Raw genomic sequence first — 19,316 nt, 5'->3', positions numbered from 1 at the left:
CGCCTCTTCATATAGAGGCGCTTTTTTTGGAGTAATCATGACCGACTCAAAAACCCCTCAAGCTCAATATCTCAAAGACTATAAAGCACCAAATTTTTTAATAGACCACACAGACTTAACGTTTGATCTTCAGCCTACAAATACAACGGTAACAAGCGTACTGACGTTAACGCGTGTTGGTGATAATCAATCACCTCTGATTTTAGATGGCATAAATTTACGTTTAACGTCCTTATCGATAGATGCGATTGAGATAACAGATTATTGCGTTGTTGATGAGCAGCTAATTATTAATAACTTACCAGATCGTTGTAAATTACGTATTGTGACTGAGATATCTCCTGAGACAAATACATCTTTAGAAGGTCTTTACTTATCTGGTGGAGCGTATTGTACACAGTGTGAGGCGCAGGGCTTTAGAAAGATAACATATTACATGGATCGTCCTGATGTGTTGTCTACGTTTGATGTGACTATTATTGCTGATTCAAGTTATACGCATTTATTATCTAATGGTAACCAAATTGACAAAGGTGAGACACCTGACGGCCGTCATTTTTCTAAATGGCAAGACCCATTTAAAAAACCAAGCTATTTATTTGCATTAGTTGCTGGTGATTTTGATGTATTAAACGATACCTATACAACTAAAAGTGGCCGAAAAATTGATTTAGCATTATTTGTAGATAAGGGTAATTTGCCTAAAACACCGCATGCGATGCAATCACTTAAAAAATCTATGCAATGGGATGAGGAGCGTTTTAATTTAGAATATGACCTTGATATATACATGATTGTAGCCGTAGATTTCTTTAATATGGGTGCAATGGAAAACAAAGGCTTAAATATATTTAACAGTAAATGTGTTTTGGCCAATCAAGAAACAGCAACGGATAAAGATTACCATACTATTGAGTCTATAGTAGGTCATGAATACTTTCACAATTGGACTGGTAATCGTGTTACGTGCAGAGATTGGTTTCAGTTATCACTTAAAGAGGGGCTAACTGTATTTAGAGACCAAGAATTTAGTAGTGATCTTGGATCGCGTGCACTCAACCGCATTGATGCTGTTAAGGTGATGCGTACGCATCAGTTCAGTGAAGACGCAGGGCCAATGGCGCATCCTATTCGACCTGAAAAAGTTATTGAAATGAATAACTTTTATACCGTAACAGTATACGACAAGGGTGCTGAAGTAATAAGAATGATGCATACCTTGCTTGGTGAGGTTAACTTTCAAAAAGGGATGGCGCTTTACTTTAAACGCCATGACGGCCAAGCAGTTACCTGTGATGATTTTGTCAGTGCTATGAGTGACGCATCGGGTGTTAATTTAGAGCAATTTAAGCGTTGGTATAGTCAGGCGGGTACGCCTCGCTTGAATGCCATAGAGCATTACGACAGTGCCTCAAACACCTACACACTAACAATAGAGCAAAAAGCACCGATTAATCAGCCCGATAACAAACCGTTGCATATCCCGTTTGCAATTGAGTTGTTGGACGAATCCGGCAGTAGTATCGAATTACAGTACAAAGGTTTAAAAGTTAGTAATGTGCTTAATGTTACCGATAAAAAGCAGAGTTATACTTTTGAGAATGTGACTTGTAAACCCGTTGCTGTGTTGTTAGAAGACTTTTCTGCTCCGTGTATCCTAACTCAACAAACAACTGAGCTTGAGCATTTGCATATTATGCGTTTTGCACGAAGTGATTTTTCACGTTGGGATGCACAGCAACAATTGTTTATAAAAGCGGTAAAAGCAGCAATTAACTCAGATACACAATTTCAATTAAGTGACGAGATAATTAAAGCCTTGCGTGTTTTAATTGTTTCAAAACAAGGCGATTTAGCGTTAATTGCAGAGTTATTAAAATTACCTAGCTTTGACACTTTAGCCGCAGAATTTGAAATTATTCCTGTTGATGAAATTATTCGTGTTGTAGCACAGTTCGAAATACAAATTGCCACAAGCCTTAATGATGAGCTTATTGCATGTTTTGGTTCATTACATGACGATGGCAGCATAAGCGCCGAAGCGGTTGCTGTGCGCTCACTACAGCAAATTTGCCTGCATTTTCTTGCAAAGGTGCCGAGCAAACAAACAGATAAATTTATTAAGCTAGCTGCTAGCTCGTCAAATATGACCAATGTATTGGGTGCACTTAGCGCTGTGGTAAAAGCCTCTCATCCACTCTGTGATGATTTATTGTCGCACTTTGATAGTCAATGGCGACATGATGTACTTGTTATGGATAAGTGGTTTGCGCTTCAAGCAATGCAAACAGGTGAAGATGCTATTTTTAATATTAAGTCATTATATGAGCACCCAAGTTTTGATTTTTCTAACCCCAATAGAGTCCGTGCTTTAGTGGGGAGTTTTAGCTACTTTAATACTCAGCAATTTCACCGTGCTGACGGGCAAGGATATGAATTGCTTGGTGATTTACTTGTTAAGCTGAATGCAATAAATCCACAAAATGCGTCAAGAATGCTAACACCGTTTATGTCTTGGAAACGTTATGATAAAACACGTTCAGCACTTATGAGAACGCAATTAGAACGTTTATCTAATTTAGATGGACTAAGTGACGACTTATTCGAGAAGGTTGAAAAAGCGCTTAATTAAATGCTTGAGTATTACTTTAATTTAAGATTGAGCTATAACGACTGTATGGATTACTACCACGGTCGATATAGTTCTGTGCAAGTGGTTGAAGAGGGTGGGAAGTCAATTCGGTTTTCTGCCGATCATTTAAGACCGTTTGTTACAAGTTTAGGTGTCAGAGGGCGTTTTAGAATGTTACTCACCCCTGAAAATAAATTTATTCGTATTGAACGAGTGGCTTAGAGCGCTGTTTTTATGTTATAAAACCATAAAAATATTGTCTTTTTGTTAATTTCAATTTGTTCTATTGTTAAATAACGTGTATAAATTATCTGGTATGACGTCTTACCAATACGTAAACGTCAGCTGACACACTAAATATATGACAGATTGAATGCGACTATTTGTAATTTATACAATTCGCTTCTATCGTTACGATTACACTAAAAACAATAACTTGATCACACAATATGACCCGCGACAGGGGGGAACCACAATGATAAGAAGATCGCTTTTTGTTAAAAACAAAATCGCTATAGGTTTAGCAGCCGCTAGTTTAGCCCTAACTACAGCAAGTTCACAGGCTGTAACATTTGACGCCGGAGGGTTTGATATAACCTTCGATTCAACTTTTTCTTACGGCCAAAGTATTCGTGTAGAAGATAGAGACTTTAGCTTAATAGGTAAAAGTAATAACCCTGCTTTTGATTGGACTGGTTACAACCCAGCCCTAAATACAGTTTATTCTTCACAAGATGTTTGGGCACAACCTGGGTCGTATTCAAATAATGGTGACGCAGGTAATCTTAACTTTGACAGCGGTGATTCATTCTCCAAACTGTTAAAGGGAACACATGACCTTTCAATAAACAAAGATAACTACGGTCTATTTACTCGTTTCATGTACTTTTATGACTTTGCTTTGATGGATGGTGACTTTGCCTATGCAAACCCTACATCAGGTCAAAGCGTAGATCCTTGTGATGATGAAGATACAAAAGAACAGAGCTGTGCAGACATTCGTCTACTTGATGCATTTGTTTGGGCTGACTTTGATTTAAACGACGGCAAAAACCCACTTTCAGTTCGTCTTGGTCAGCAAGTTGTTAACTGGGGTGAAAGCACGCTTATATCTCATGGTATAAATGTTAACCCTGTAGATATCGATAGATTGAAAGCGCCAGGCGCTGAGCTTAAAGAAGCATTTATTCCTGTTGGTATGCTTTGGGCATCATTGGGTATTACTGATAACATCACCCTAGAAGGTTTTTATCAGTACCAATGGCATGAGACTCGCTTGCCAGCTGCTGGTACTTATTTTTCTACAAATGATTTTGCTGCAGAAAATGGTTACCAACAAAACGTTCAGCTAGGCTTTACGTCTAACCCTGATATAGATGTTGCATTTTTAACTGAAAGTTTAAATAACTTAACTGCAACCTATGCTCAAGTAGCTGCGGCTCAGGGGATTGATCCTACAAGTGCAGAAGGCCAAGCTCTACTAGCTAATATGTACCTAGCGCACCCAACCAAGGTTGCACTTAAAGGTAAAGGTGGTAACGGTAAAACTGAACCAGATGATGGTGGTCAATATGGTTTACGATTAGGCATATTTTTACCCGAGTGGAATGACACTGAAATTGCGCTTTACCACGTAAATTACCACAGCCGTCGTCCTCTTATTTCAGGGCGTGTATCTAATTTTTCTCAAGCTGCCATTGCACAAGATTTAGCAATGATTTCTACAACAGAAATCACTGATGATAATGTTGCTGACTTAGTTGCATTTTCTAAAGCTGAGAATGAATACCCTGAAGATATAAAACTTTATGGTGTGAGCTTTAATACGACTATTGGCGAGACTGCGTTTGCAGGTGAATTTGCTTTTAGACAAGACGAGCCTCTGCAAATTGATGATGTAGAATTACTTTACACAGCAATGCCTGAACAGCTAGCTGTTGCTGGTATTCGTCCTGATTTTGCCGGTATTTCGCAAATGAGTATTGGTGATGCAATCAGTTCTGTAGGTCCAGGTGAAGTTGCAAAAGGTTATATTGAACGTGATACCTCACAAATTCAGTTTACTGCAACGCATTTATTTGGCCCGTCATTAGGAGCTGACAGTTGGGCTGTGGTAGGTGAAGTGGGCGCCGTTAAAATTCACGATATGCCAGATTACGATGAAATGCGTTTAAATGTGTCAGGTACTGGTCGAAGTGGTGTTATCACTGGCCCAGGTACAACAGATTACTCAACGTTGCATTTAGGTCTTTCAAATGGTCCTGAAGAAAAGTCGTTTGCAACGGGTTCATCGTGGGGTTACCGACTAATTGCTAAGGGTGACTATTTTAACCTTTACAACGGTATCAACTTTTCACCTCGCTTTGTATTTTCACATGACGTAAATGGTAACACACCTGATCCGATGTTCTTGTTCATTGAAGATCGTAAGTCATTAGGTGCTACTATGAACTTTAACTACCAAAATGCGTGGTCACTTGACGTGAGCTACAACTCATTTTGGGGCGGTGGTGGTGTAAACACCTTCTCAGACCGCGATTACGTTTCTTTCAATTTAAAATATTCTATTTAGGGGTAACATTATTATGCTTAAAAAACCTACCCTCATTGCAGCAGCTTTTGCTAGCTTGTTTGCAAGTAATGCTACTTTAGCAAAACTATCAGCTGAAGAAGTAGCGCGTTTAGGTCAAGATTTAACGCCAATGGGCGCCGAAAAAGCAGGTAACGCTGACGGCTCAATTCCAGCATGGAACAATGGTATTACTGCAGCTCCTGCAGGGTACGAAGTTGGCATGCATCACCTAGACCCTTTTTCAAGTGATAAAGTGCTTTTCACTATTGATAAATCAAACATCGATAAATATAAAGCTAACTTGAGCCCAGGCCAAATTGCTTTGTTTGAAGCGTATCCAGACACATTCAAAATGCCAGTGTATGAGACACGCCGTTCGGCCTCATACCCTCAGTTTGTTTATGATGCAACTAAAGAGTTTGCACCTACTGCCGAATTGATTGAAGGCGGAAACGGAATTAAAAATACGGCTATTGGTATTCCATTTCCCATCCCTAAAACAGGTTTAGAAGCAATTTGGAACCATTTATTACGTTTTAGAGGTGAGTCAATCGAACGTTTTGGTGGACAAGCTGCACCTACAGCATCAGGTTCTTACAACTATGTTGGTTTTGATGAACAGCTACTTGTTAAATATTCTGATCCAAGTGCTACACCTGCCGAGCTGCAAGACTCAAACATATTGTTTAAGTTTAAACAGAGTGTTACTCAACCGGCACGTCTTGCGGGTACTGCATTACTAGTACATGAAACAATGGACCAAATATTAACGCCACGCCAAGCATGGACATATAATTCTGGTCAGCGTCGTGTCCGCCGTGCACCAAACGTTGCTTATGACGCACCGGGTACTGCAGCAGATAGCTTACGTACTACTGATGACTTTGATATGTTCAATGGCTCACCAAACCGTTACAACTGGACGCTTAAAGGTAAGCAAGAGCTTTATGTTCCATATAATAGTTACAAGCTCCACAGTGACAAGCTAGAGTATGATGACATTTTAAAGCCTGGCCACATCAATCCTGAGCATACTCGTTATGAAAAGCACCGTGTTTGGGTAGTAGAGGCTAACCTTAAAGATGATACGCGTCACATATATAAAAAACGTGTGTTTTATATAGATGAAGATAGCTGGCAAGTAACGGTAACAGACATTTACGATAACCGTGATCAGCTTTACCGTGTAGCAATGGCTTACGGTCTTAACTACTACGAAGTACCTACTCAGTGGAGTACATTAGAAGTTTATCATGATTTGAATTCACGTCGTTATTTAGCAATTGGTTTAGATAACCAAGAAAAAATGTACGATTTTTCAAAATCATTTAATGATAATGAATTTACATCTAGCGCATTACGTCGCGCAGGTAGATAAATTAAAAAACTAGGCACCTAATTTTAAGTTAGGTGCCTTTTTCCTTTCCCATCGCGTTTGTCTTTCAACGCAAAAACTTTCCTCGTTTACAAAGACAAACACTCCTTTCAGTTCAAGGCGATTAAAATTTATGAAGTATTTGGTATGTGCCAGCCTGATTATAAGCGGTGCGAGTTTTGCTCAAGATACACCAAAAAACGCAATTAGTGCGCCTAATGCACAAAAAACACTATTGACCGATATTATCAATACAGGTAATGAATTAGTTGCTGTAGGTAAACATGGCACAGTTATAAAAAGTATAAATGGTGAAATGTGGCAACAAGCAGAATTTGTGCCTACGCAAGTGTTATTAACCGCTGTTGATTTTAGTGATGAAAACAACGGTTGGGCATGTGGGCACGATGCCACAATTATTAATACTGTTGATGGTGGTAATAATTGGCAATTACAACATGCTAAGCCTTCTTTAGATAAGCCGTGTTTAGATATATTATTTAAAGATAAATTAGAAGGCTTTGCCGTGGGTGCGTATGGCATGTTTTACCATACTACTGATGGTGGTAAACAATGGGAAAAACGATTTTTAGATTCTCTATTGTTCAGTGAAGACAGAGATTATTTAAACGACCTAAAAGACGATGATCCTGAAGGATACGAGGCCGAAACCGCATCAATCCTGCCACATTTTAATCGAATTGAACAAACTTCTGAAGGCTTAATGCTTGTTGGTGAGATGGGCTTACTAGCGAGAAGCACAGATAACGGTAAAACTTGGCTGCGTCTTGAAGAAATATACCCAGGTTCTTTCTTCGCTTTTAATTCAGATAATTCTCAAGAAGTAGTCGCAGGGCTTAGAGGTAATGTATTCAGCAAGCAGCGTGATGAAGAAGAGTGGCTTCACCTTGAGAGTACTAAAGCTGCTACTGTAAACAGTATTATTAATTACAATAACAAACAGTGGTTAATGCTAGCAAATAGCGGGGTGATTTTTCACTTACAGGATGGTTTATTAACTCATGAGCAACTTGCCGATGGTAAAGCGATACTTGATGGTGTGATTAAAAATAATAAATTGGTAATGGCTACTGAAGATGGCATTAAAGTGAAGGAGTTGACCCCTTAATGCATACTATTTTAGATTTTATAGAAAAAGCGATTTTTAGACATCGCTTAGTTGTGCTTATAAGTTTTGCAATTATTACTTGTTTGCTTATTTTTAAAGCCACGCACATTCAACTAGATGCTTCATTTAATAAAAATATCCCTTTAAATCACGAATACATGAAAGTGTATACCAAGCATGAAAAGCAGTTTGGTGGTGCGAATAGTATTTTAATTTCAGTGTGTGATGACAGTGGTAACATATTCAATCCAGAATTTTTTACTCAGTTAAAAGCTGTTCATGATCAGCTTTATTTTATACCCGGTGTAAACAGACCGCTCGTAAACTCTATATTTGCTCCTAGCGCCCGATTTGTCGAAGTTGTTGAGGATGGTTTTGCCGGTGGCCCAATTATTCCTGCAAACTTTAAAGCAAACGAACGTGGCTTAGCCGTTGTTAAAGAAAATATAGAAAAAGCAAAAGTTGTTGGTCGTATGATTGCAAGCGACTATTCTTGTGCAATGGTAACAGCGCAATTATTAGAAACTGACCCACAAACGCAAGAAAAGTTAGACACGTTAGCCTTTGCAGAAAAGCTCGAATCAGAGTTAAGAGAGCCTCTGAGTACCGATAAAGTAAGTATTCATATTATCGGTTTTGCAAAGATGGCTGGTGATATTGCAGAAGGGGCTAAAGGCGTTGTGTTATTTTTTGCAATTGCCATAGCCTTCACATTTATTATGGTTTGGCTGTTCTGTGGAAGCTTAAAGCTTACAATCTTACCCATTGCATGCTCTATCATTGCGGTTGCATGGCAGTTAGGGTTGCTTTCAAGCCTTGGCTTTGGACTTGATCCAATGTCGATATTAGTTCCATTTTTAGTATTTGCTATTGGTGTTAGCCATGGCGTGCAAATGATAAACGCGATAGGTAAAAAAGTAAGCGAAGGGAAAAGTACGCGAGTTTGCTGCCAATCAAGTTTTAGGGCGCTTTTAATTCCAGGTGGTATTGCTCTTTTATCAGACACTGTTGGCTTTTTAACTTTGTTGACGATTGATATAGGTATTATCCGTGAGCTTGCAATTACTGCTAGCTTAGGTGTTGCGGTTATTATATTTACTAACTTAATTTTATTGCCTGTTTGGGCATCATACATGCAATTTGAAAATAGCATACATATTCAATCAGGTGATGCTAACAAGCCAAATATGCTTGATAAAATTAGGGATTTATTGGTAAAAGCAACCGATCCTAAAGCAGCTAAAATCATTATTGGCTTTACGCTTGTTTTATTTGCTTTGGGTTACTGGCAAGCTGATAAAATGCGGATAGGTGATTTGCATGCAGGTGCTCCGTCACTTCATCAAGATGCTCGCTATAATCAAGATACTTTTTTAATATCGGACAGGTACACTATTTCATCAGATATTTTAAAAGTGATTGTTGAAGCTTACCCAGCAGCATGCACAGAATATGATGTAATGGAGCGCATTAGCCGTTTTCAATACAAAGTTGAAAATGTTGCAGGTGTTCAATCTGCAGTTAGTTTAAGTTCGGTTGCTCAGTCTGTTAATGCGGGTTACAACGAAGGTAATTTAAAATGGCAGAGCTTGCCGCGTAATTCGGCTTCATTAGTGCAGTCTACAGCACGTGTTGAAACAAGCACGGGTTTACTGAACGGTGATTGTTCTGTGATGCCTGTTATTATCTTTTTAGATGATCACAAAGCGCAGACTATCGACCGCGTTATTGCAAGCGTTAAACAGTTCGCAAATGAAGAAGGGACAGAAAAGCTTGCCTTTAAATTAGCGTCTGGTCCTGTCGGCGTAATGGCCGCTACAAACGAGTCAGTGTCTGAGGCTCAAATACCAATGATGCTATATGTATACGGTGCTGTTATTGCATTATGCTTACTGAGTTTTAGAAGCGTAAAAGCGACTATTGCTGTGGTGTTACCGCTTTATATAGTATCAACGCTTGCACAAGCGTTAATGGTACAGCTAGAAATTGGCCTAACAGTATCAACCTTACCAGTTATTGCCCTAGGTGTAGGTATTGGTGTGGATTACGGTATTTATATACTTTCGTCGATGATGGGGCAGCTTAAACAAAATGTACCATTGTCGATTGCTTATCGTAATGCACTCATTGAACGCGGTAGTGCGGTACTATTTACCGGTATTACTCTCGCTATTGGTGTAAGCACATGGATATTTTCTGATTTGAAATTCCAAGTTGATATGGGAATACTTCTAACCTTCATGTTTTTAGTGAATATGTTAGGTGCAGTGCTGTTATTACCTGCAATTGGAAGTCTTCTGTGGACCGACCAGAAAAAATAATGTGAATAATATTGCTCCTAAATGGCCACTATTGGCCATTTATATCTATAATTTGTGAATAGATGACCAAATAGCTGAAAAGCTTGAAATGTTTTCATCGAAAAAGCTGTTTATTAGCTGTAAAAGGGTTAGAATTTATCTGACTCCACACTAATAAATGGCTGTACAAATTCCTGCTCTTGAGCAGTAATAGATTAAGGAACATACAATGACACGAAATGAAGGCCAAGCCTCGGTTATCCTAGATAATGTCTGTAAGCTTATCCAGAAAAAAGTTCACGCTGATAATGTGTTACTCGTTGAGAAATTCGCCAAAGCCTTGTACAGCAATATGTCTAAAGAGGATTTGGCAAATCGAAACGACAGTGACTTATACGGTGCTGCACTCAGCCTTTGGAATTCGCTAGAAAAAAATACTACTGACGACGCCGTTATTCGCGTTTTCAACCCCGAAGTGGCAAAAGATGGCTGGCAGTCATCACATACCATCGTAGAAATTATTGCTAAAGATATGCCTTTTTTAGTTGATTCTGTTCGTATGGCCATGACTCGTGAAAATATTGCCTCTCACTTATTACTTCATAGCCCACTTAAAATTCAACGCGATGACAACGCTAAAATCTCAGGCTTATCTAATTTAAAAGCAGAGCAAGAATCTACATCTACAAAAACAGTTTTTTTCATAGAGATTGATCGCCAAACAGATTCGTCTGCCATTGAGTCTTTCAAAAAAGAATTAGAATCCGTACTTGTTGATGTGTCTGTTGCTGTTGAAGACTGGCAGCCAATAAGAAAAAAACTAATTGAAGTAAGTAAAGAGCTACCTAAGCGCCGCCACGGCAAAAATAAAAGTGAAGTGGCAGAAACCGTTGAATTTTTAGATTGGCTAGTTAGCGATAATTTTACCCTTATGGGTTACCGTGAATACGAGTTAAGTCCTGTTCAGGGGGACTATCAGCTTAAAGGTAAAATGGATACAAGTTTAGGGTTGTTAAAAAACTCTACTGAAGAGCATACTCGCTTGCTTTCTGAGTTACCTGAGGTGGCTCGCCAGGAAGCACGCAGCAGTAATTTATTGATATTAACTAAAACTAATTCACAGTCTCGTGTTCATCGTCCCGCTTATATCGATTACGTTGGTGTAAAACGTTTTGATGATGAAGGGAATGTTATTGGTGAAGACCGTTTTATTGGTTTATTTTCATCTAATTTTTATAATAATAGTGCTGCTGATGTTCCTGTTTTAAAAAGCAAAATTACTCGCATAATGGATATGTGTGATTTTGCAAAAGGCACACACGCTTACAAAGCGGTATTAAATATTTTAGAAACTTACCCGCGTGATGAGTTAGTACAAGCACGCGAAAATGAGTTACTTGAAGTTGCAACCGGTGTATTACAAGTGCAAGAGCGTGATATGTGTCGCTTATTTGTGCGAAAAGATGCCTATGGTCGTTTTTTCTCTTGTATGGTTTATGTTCCTCGCGAGCGCTACAACACAGCCCTGCGTAGGGAAACTCAAGATATTTTAGGCAATGCATTTAATTCTGACGAAAAAGTCGAATTTACCACTTACTTCTCCGAGTCAACACTAGCACGTACTCATTACACTGTTCGTGTGACTGACAACAATATCGAATTTAATGTGAAAGACATCGAAAATAATTTAATAGAAGCTGCCCGTACTTGGGAAGACAAACTACAATCTGCGCTTTTAGAGTCTGCAGGTGAAGCGCGTGGAAATGATTTAAACCGTAAATATTGTAACGCGTTTGCTCGTTCATACAAAGATGAAGTGTTACCGAGTGCCGCAGTAGTTGATATTGAAAAACTAGAGCTATTAAGTGAAGAAAATAAACTTGAGATGCTTTTTTATCGCCCTCAAGAAGAAGCGAATACTAATATTGTCCGTTTGAGCTTATTTCATAAAGATGAGCCAATTCATTTGTCAGATGTAATGCCAATGCTAGAAAACTTTGGTTTACGTGTAATAGGTGAAACACCTTATTCGGTTAAAACTAGTGATGGCCGAATTAATTGGATTATGGATTTCTCTATGCTGATTGACAGTAAAGGGATGGATGATTTTGATAAAGTGTCTGCTCGTTTTCGTGCGGCTTTAACCAATGTATGGAATAACCGTTTAGAAAATGACGGTTTTAACCGTTTAGTGCTAATGGGCGGCTTAACGGGTCGTGAAGCCTCTATTTTGCGTGCTTATGCTAAATACATGCGCCAAATTGGTGTTACTTTTTCTCAAACATATATTGAAAGTACGTTTGCTAACTACCCACATATTGCGTCTCAAATCGTTAACTTATTCGCTAAACGCTTTTCTGTTAAGAGCCCTGCGAGTTCTAAAACATTGGACAAGTTAATAGCACAAATTTACCTTGAGCTTGAAAATGTAGCCAATCTAGATGATGACCGCATTATACGTTTATACGTAGATATGATTGTGGCTACGCTGCGCACTAACTACTATCAAAAAGACGCTCAGAACCAGTTTAAATCTTACGTATCATTTAAAATACAACCTAGTTTGATTCCTGACGTACCGTTACCGCTACCTGCTTTTGAAATATTTGTTTATTCGCCTCGTGTTGAAGGCGTACATTTACGCTTTGGTAAGGTAGCTCGCGGTGGACTACGTTGGTCAGACCGTCGTGAAGATTTTCGAACAGAGGTTTTGGGCTTAGTTAAAGCGCAACAAGTTAAAAATACCGTAATTGTACCCGTTGGCTCTAAAGGTGGATTTGTTTGTAAACAGCTACCATCAGAGCGCGATGCTTTCATTAAAGAAGGCCAAGAGTGTTATAAAATCTTTATTAGAGGTTTACTAGATATCACTGACAATATTGCACGTGGTGAAATAGTGCCAGCAAGTAATGTTGTTCGTCATGATGAAGATGATGCGTATTTAGTAGTGGCTGCCGATAAAGGAACAGCAACGTTTTCTGATATAGCTAACGGCATTGCAAATGAGTACAACTTTTGGCTTGGTGATGCCTTTGCATCGGGTGGTTCTGTAGGTTACGACCATAAAAAAATGGGCATAACCGCTAAAGGTGCATGGGAGTCTGTTAAGCGTCACTTCCGTGAGATGGATATTGACTGTCAAACTACTGATTTTACAGTAGTTGCAATTGGCGATATGGCTGGAGACGTATTTGGTAATGGCATGTTGCTGTCTAAGCACATTCGTTTACAAGTTGCATTTAACCATATGCATATATTTGTAGACCCTAATCCTGATGCCTCAAAATCGTATGTAGAGCGTGAACGTTTATTTAATATGCCTCGTTCTTCGTGGGAAGACTACAACAAAGACCTTATTTCAGCCGGTGGTGGTATTTTCTCTCGTGCTGCAAAATCGATTACCCTTAGCCCAGAAATGAAAAAAATGCTGGGTACTAAAAAAGCAAGCATGACACCAAATGAGTTGATGAAAGCATCATTAATGATGGAATTTGATTTACTTTGGAATGGTGGTATCGGTACATACATTAAGCATACAAAAGAGACCGATGCTGACGTAGGCGACCGTGCAAACGACGCGCTACGTATAAACGGTAAAGAATTGGGTGCTAAAGTACTAGGTGAGGGTGGTAACCTAGGTGCTACGCAACTTGGACGCATAGAATTTGCTGAACAAGGCGGACGCGTAAATACTGACTTTATTGATAACGTTGGCGGCGTTGCTTGTTCAGATAATGAAGTAAATATTAAAATTTTACTTAATGGGTTAGTTGCTGAAGGTGATTTAACACTTAAGCAGCGTGATGAACTGCTTTATTCTATGACTGATGAAGTGTCAGAGCTGGTATTGAAAGACTGTTATCGTCAAACACATACAATTTCAATCACGCAATCTCGTGGTACATCGACACTTAAGGAAAAAATTCGCTTTATTCATGCCCTTGAGAAAGATGGCAAATTAGACCGTGCTATAGAGTTTATTCCAAGTGATGAAGAGTTAGCAGAGCGAGCAGCATCAGGCAAAGATCTAACGCGTCCTGAGTTATCAGTATTGGTTTCATACGCTAAAATGGTGTTAAAAGATTCGCTTGTAACGGATGATATTACTGAGAATCCATATTATCGTCAGTTACTAGTTAAATCATTCCCACGTCCACTTCGTGAGAAATTTAATGATGCCATGAATAATCACCCACTTCGTAAAGAAATTATAGCGACCAAACTTGCTAATAATATTGTTAATGACATGGGCTTAAATTTCATGGTTCGTATGCACGAAGAAACAGGTGCAAGCGAAGCAGAAATTGCGATGTGTTACTCAATTGCCAGTGAAATTTTTGAAATGCGTGATACGTGGTCATCAATCAGCGCTTTAGATAATAAAATTCCAGCGGCAGTACAGACAGAAATGCTTTATCAGCTTCGTAGAACTGTTCGCAGAGCAACTCGATGGTTCTTGCGTCATCGCAATAAATCACAAACGATTGAGCAAGGTATTGAGTACTTCTCACCAACATTTAGTGATTTGAGCGATAACTTGAACACTTATATTGTTGAAAAGGAAAGTGCTCGCATAGATGAAGCTGCAACTAAGTTAACAGATAGTGGAGTACCATTAGATATAGCTAAGCGCATTGTTTCATTATCTAGCTTGTTCTCGGTGATGGACTTAGCAGAAATTGCTAATAATTCGCGTAGAGGCATTGCTATGGTGTCTAATACTTACTTTAAGCTTGGTGCAAGAATGGGCTTACATTGGTTCTTAGATCAAATAACTAACCAACCTGTTGCTAACCATTGGCAAGCGTTGGCCCGTTCATCTTATCGTGAAGAGTTAGATTGGCAGCAACGAACATTGGCTCAGGTTGTTTTAAATAGCTTTGAAGCGGATGAAAAAGACGTTGATTACCAAATTGATGAGTGGATGGATAAGCAAGAGTTATTACTTACTCGTTGGAAACAAATGCTGGCTGAATTTAAAACGTCGCAAAGTCATGATTTTGCCAAGTTCTCAGTGGCATTGCGTGAACTAATGCTATTGAGTCACAATTGTGATACACCAGCAAAATAAAATAATTACGCGCATTATTATTTATTAACTAAGTAATAAGCTAATTATTAAAAATGTTATATAATACCTCAGCCTTGACTGAGGTATTTTTTTGTCTGTAATTTAAAGAGGAATATATTCATGTTTTACGATTTAGCTCGCCGTTTTATGTTTACCCGTGATGCGGAGTGGGCACATGAATTTGCTCTTAATAATTTAAGCCGCTTTGCTAATACGCCTTTGAGTGCCGCATGGTCGCAATCTGTAGCAAATAAGCCCGTTAACTTTTTAGGTCTTGAATTTAAAAATCCGGTTGGCTTAGCTGCAGGTTTAGATAAAAATGCAGAGTGCATAGATGCATTTAGCCAAATGGGTTTTGGTTTTATAGAGGTGGGTACTGTTACACCTCGCCCGCAAGCAGGTAACGATAAACCCCGTATATTTAGATTGGCAGAATCAAACGCTATTATTAATCGTATGGGCTTTAATAATAAAGGTGTTGATAATTTAATTAGTAATGTAAAAGCAGCAAATTACAACGGCATATTAGGTATTAATATAGGTAAAAATAAAGATACCCCTAATGAGCAAGGTAAAGACGATTACATACATTGTATGAGAAAAGTTTTTGAGCATGCCTCTTATATTACCGTGAATATTTCTTCACCAAACACACCCGGCCTGAGAGATTTACAATACGGTGCTGCACTTGATGATTTATTGCAAAGTCTTAAAAATGAGCAGCTAGATTTAATTTCAAAACATAATAAGCAAGTTCCTATGCTTGTTAAAATTGCGCCGGATCTTGATCCTATTCAAATTGAACAGGTAAGTGAGTCACTGCTAAACAACAAAATTGACGGGGTAATTGCAACTAATACAACACTAGAACGAAGTGATGTGATCGGTCAGCAGTATGCTGATGAGGCCGGTGGTTTATCAGGACACCCTGTAAGAACACGCTCTACAGAAGTAGTAAGTGAATTAAGACGATTAACAAAAGGCCAGTTACCTATTATTGGTGTTGGCGGAATTGATGATGCTAATTCAGCTAAAGAGAAGCTTAATGCGGGTGCTAGTTTAGTACAGGTTTATACAGGTTTTATTTATAAAGGCCCTGAATTGGTAAAATCGATCGTAAACGGCTTATAAGGATCAGTTATCTAAGCTTTTGATCGTTCGATAAATGTTCTAAGCATTTATGTATAAAATGGTCAAAAGCAGTTATACTTTGAACTGATACTATTTTTAATATAGCCCACAAGGAGGAGCAAATGTTACAAGCATCAAAGCAATGGCAGTGGATTGCTTGTCCTAATAAAAATCGTTTATTACTTGATTTGAACGATGAAATGCAGCTTTGCACCCCTTATAAAATAAGGCAGTTAACAGATTTAGTTATCAAAAACCCTAACTTTAGCTTAGAAGATGCTGCATTTTACGAACAAGTTTATAATTACCTGGACGGGTTTGAAATCTGGTCTGGTGCACAAATATGTCAAATAGCGTTAAATGCTACAGCGGTTAAGTTTCATTTAAAACCTGTGCTAGCAAAAAGCTGGTTTTTTAATGAATATACCGGCAGCCAACCAAGTGTTGAAGCAGTCGTTAAATTAGTTTCTAAGGCGCAAACGGGCGACTTTTTGATTGTTGATCACTGTCATGATGCCTCGGTTTGCTTAAATTTAAGCGAGAATTTTCAATTAGACGAAAATTTATCTCTTGTTCAATTTGAAGCTATCAAAATTCTAAATAATCGCGTTCATCCTATCTTAACTCAGCAACTTAAATTTAAAACTGCCTAAGTAATTTACGCTATAAAGCATGTGTTATGGCGTGTTTGTCCCTCAACCTATGGTATAATCCTGCGCAATTAGCTATTAAGGGTTACTACTTTGCAATTTATCGCACTTACTTCTATTGGAATCGAAAATTTATTGGTTGATGAGTTAACAGAACTTGGCGCTGCTGTGTCTAAGCAAACTGTTGGTTCTGTTCGTTTTGAGGCTGACTCATTACTGGCGCAAAAGGTTTGTTTATCAAGCCGTTTTGCAACGCGTGTGCTTATGCTTATCGAAGAAAAAGAAGGCGTTAATGATAAAGATAGCTTGTATAAATTTGCTCGTTTTCAACCTTGGCAAGAATGGTTTGGCCCAACGCAAACATTTGCTGTAGATTTTAACGGTACTAATGATTCGTTAAAGAATACACAGTTTTCTGGTTTAGTAATTAAAGATGCAATTGTTGACTACTTTAATGATTTGTATGAGCAACGCCCTAATGTTGATAAACAGGATGCCAATGTTCGTGTTGTTGCACGTTTAAATCGTCACGGTGTTTCTTTATATATTGACTACTCAGGGCCAAGACTATCTGAACGTGGCTACCGACAGGGACAAGGTAAAGCGCCAATAAAAGAGCATTTAGCGGCTGCAATTATTAAACGCAGCGGATGGCTAGATAACGTTAAACAACCTCTGTTTGACCCTTGTTGTGGTGCAGGTACTATTTTAATAGAAGCCGCAGGTATGGCACGTAATGAAGCGCCAGGTTTGTTTCGTGAAGGTTTTGCTTTTGAACGTTTACCTAGTTTTAGAGTGGCAAAATTTAAAGCGCTAAAAGAAGAACTACTTGCGAATATAACCGATCCGAAACTTTGGCTAATAGGCCACGACTACGATGCTCAGGTATTAAGTAAAGCCATTGATAATGCAAAGCGTGCAGAGCTTGATGACATAATTAAATTTAAGCAAAGCGATGCAACCAAGTTAACCGCAGTAGCTAAATTACCAGGTGTGGTTATTTCAAATTTGCCTTATGGTGAACGTATTGGCTCTATGGCTGAGTTAGTTGATTTACACCGTAATTTAGGTGTTGGCTTTAAAAAGCATTTTAACCATTGGAAACTGGCGTTATTGGGCATGGATGAGAGTTTATTTAAACTTTTAAAGCTTGTTAAATTAAAACGTTATAAATTTAAAAATGGTCCATTAGATGTTGAGCTTAACTTATATCAACTAGATGACAAGCAAGTTAGTTTGACGACTGATGACAAAAAAGCCCTTAATTATGAAGGTTCAATGTCGTTTGCTAACCGTCTTAAAAAAAATAAACAAGGTCTTAAAAATTGGTTAAAGCAAAACAAAGTCGACGCGTATCGCGTTTATGATGCTGATATTCCAGAATACAATGTAGCGGTTGATGTATATAACGACAGCGCTGTAATTTTTGAGTACGCTGCACCAAAAGAAATAGATGAAAAAGTATCTGATAAGCGCCTTCAGGACGTCATTAGCTTAACAGCGCAACAACTAAACATAGCACCTGAAAACATAGCTGTAAAAGTTCGCAAAAAGCAAAAAGGTGAAGAGCAATACACCCCTATGGCTAAGCAAAATAGAACGATGGTTGTTGAAGAATTTGGTGCTAAGTTTAAAGTAAATTTATTTGATTATTTAGACACGGGGTTATTTTTAGATCATCGTTTAGTTCGTCGCTACATTCAAGAAAATGCCAAGGACAAACGTTTTTTAAATTTATTTGCCTACACAGGAAGTGCATCAGTTCATGCAGCTATTGGTGGAGCAAAGGCTATAACCACAGTTGATTTATCCAAGACCTATTTGAAATGGGGCCAAGATAATTTTGATTTAAATAATATTAGCAATACGCGTTATCGTTTTGAGCAAGCAGATTGCCTTAAATGGCTAGAGCATGCGACTGCGCAATATGATTTAATCTTTCTTGATCCGCCAACATTTTCAAATTCAAAGCGAATGAAAGATGCTTTTGATGTTCAGAGCGATCACATTAAGTTACTTACTTGGGTTAAAAAAATTCTTAGCCCGTCTGGAACATTGATTTTTTCTAACAACAAACGTGGCTTTGTTATGGATGAAGTTGGATTGATTGGTTTAGGTTTAAAAGCTGTTAATATTTCTGAGAAAACACTCTCACCAGACTTTAAGCGTAATAAAAAAATTCATAACAGCTGGTTAATTACCCATGGCTAAGTGGACTTTATACCATACGGATGGGTGTCATTTATGTGAACAAGCCCACGCACTAATAACACCGTTATTAATGAGCGAAGGCAGTTTATTGTTAACAGACATAATGACTGACAAACAGCTTATTGCGCAATATCAGGTAAGTATTCCTGTTTTAAAAAATGAACATGGCCAACAATTGTTTTGGCCTTTTACTGCAGAACAAGTGCAAATATTTTTAGCACTGGCAGATTAAGAGCATTGTAGAA

11 protein-coding genes are annotated in these 19,316 nt (G+C 38.4%); all 11 read left to right on the top strand.

Annotation, left to right across the window (positions count from 1 at the left end; translation table 11 throughout):
- The first annotated feature begins 37 nt into the window (after positions 1-37).
- Positions 38-2,632: an aminopeptidase N gene (gene pepN / locus RF53_RS07085; RefSeq protein WP_039037095.1), complete on the top strand. Its 2,595-nt coding sequence runs from the start codon at positions 38-40 to the stop codon at positions 2,630-2,632.
- A complete protein-coding gene (locus RF53_RS07080; protein ID WP_008127316.1) occupies positions 2,633-2,854 on the top strand; it encodes a DUF2835 domain-containing protein in 222 nt (73 codons plus the stop codon).
- A 253-nt stretch (positions 2,855-3,107) separates the two neighbouring features.
- Positions 3,108-5,204, top strand: a complete 2,097-nt coding sequence (locus tag RF53_RS07075; RefSeq protein ID WP_039037094.1) for a DUF1302 domain-containing protein — start codon at positions 3,108-3,110, stop codon at positions 5,202-5,204.
- 13 nt (positions 5,205-5,217) lie between these two features.
- Complete coding sequence (locus tag RF53_RS07070; RefSeq protein ID WP_010556417.1) at positions 5,218-6,582, top strand: DUF1329 domain-containing protein; 1,365 nt, start codon at positions 5,218-5,220, stop codon at positions 6,580-6,582.
- Between the two features lie 130 nt (positions 6,583-6,712).
- Positions 6,713-7,708: a WD40/YVTN/BNR-like repeat-containing protein gene (locus RF53_RS07065; RefSeq protein ID WP_039037093.1), complete on the top strand. Its 996-nt coding sequence runs from the start codon at positions 6,713-6,715 to the stop codon at positions 7,706-7,708.
- The gene (locus RF53_RS07060) at positions 7,708-10,029 is read left to right on the top strand and encodes an efflux RND transporter permease subunit (RefSeq protein ID WP_039037092.1); all 2,322 of its coding nucleotides are present in this window, start codon (positions 7,708-7,710) and stop codon (positions 10,027-10,029) included. The genes RF53_RS07065 and RF53_RS07060 overlap by 1 nt, the downstream gene beginning before the upstream one ends.
- Positions 10,030-10,237: 208 nt before the next feature.
- Positions 10,238-15,079, top strand: coding sequence for an NAD-glutamate dehydrogenase (locus RF53_RS07055; RefSeq protein WP_039037091.1), 4,842 nt, complete (start codon positions 10,238-10,240; stop codon positions 15,077-15,079).
- A gap of 120 nt (positions 15,080-15,199) precedes the next feature.
- The gene (gene pyrD, locus RF53_RS07050) at positions 15,200-16,210 is read left to right on the top strand and encodes a quinone-dependent dihydroorotate dehydrogenase (RefSeq protein WP_039037090.1); all 1,011 of its coding nucleotides are present in this window, start codon (positions 15,200-15,202) and stop codon (positions 16,208-16,210) included.
- A gap of 122 nt (positions 16,211-16,332) precedes the next feature.
- A complete protein-coding gene (locus RF53_RS07045; protein WP_039037089.1) occupies positions 16,333-16,863 on the top strand; it encodes a cell division protein ZapC in 531 nt (176 codons plus the stop codon).
- Between the two features lie 90 nt (positions 16,864-16,953).
- Positions 16,954-19,071 (top strand): bifunctional 23S rRNA (guanine(2069)-N(7))-methyltransferase RlmK/23S rRNA (guanine(2445)-N(2))-methyltransferase RlmL, encoded by a 2,118-nt coding sequence (rlmKL, locus tag RF53_RS07040; protein ID WP_039037088.1) that lies wholly within the window; start codon positions 16,954-16,956, stop codon positions 19,069-19,071.
- The gene (locus RF53_RS07035) at positions 19,064-19,303 is read left to right on the top strand and encodes a glutaredoxin family protein (RefSeq protein ID WP_039037087.1); all 240 of its coding nucleotides are present in this window, start codon (positions 19,064-19,066) and stop codon (positions 19,301-19,303) included. The genes rlmKL and RF53_RS07035 overlap by 8 nt, the downstream gene beginning before the upstream one ends.
- Positions 19,304-19,316: the final 13 nt, after the last annotated feature.

Source organism: Pseudoalteromonas sp. ECSMB14103 (assembly GCF_000813065.1).
Classification (GTDB): domain Bacteria; phylum Pseudomonadota; class Gammaproteobacteria; order Enterobacterales; family Alteromonadaceae; genus Pseudoalteromonas; species Pseudoalteromonas marina.
This window is presented reverse-complemented; position numbering and strand designations above follow the sequence as displayed.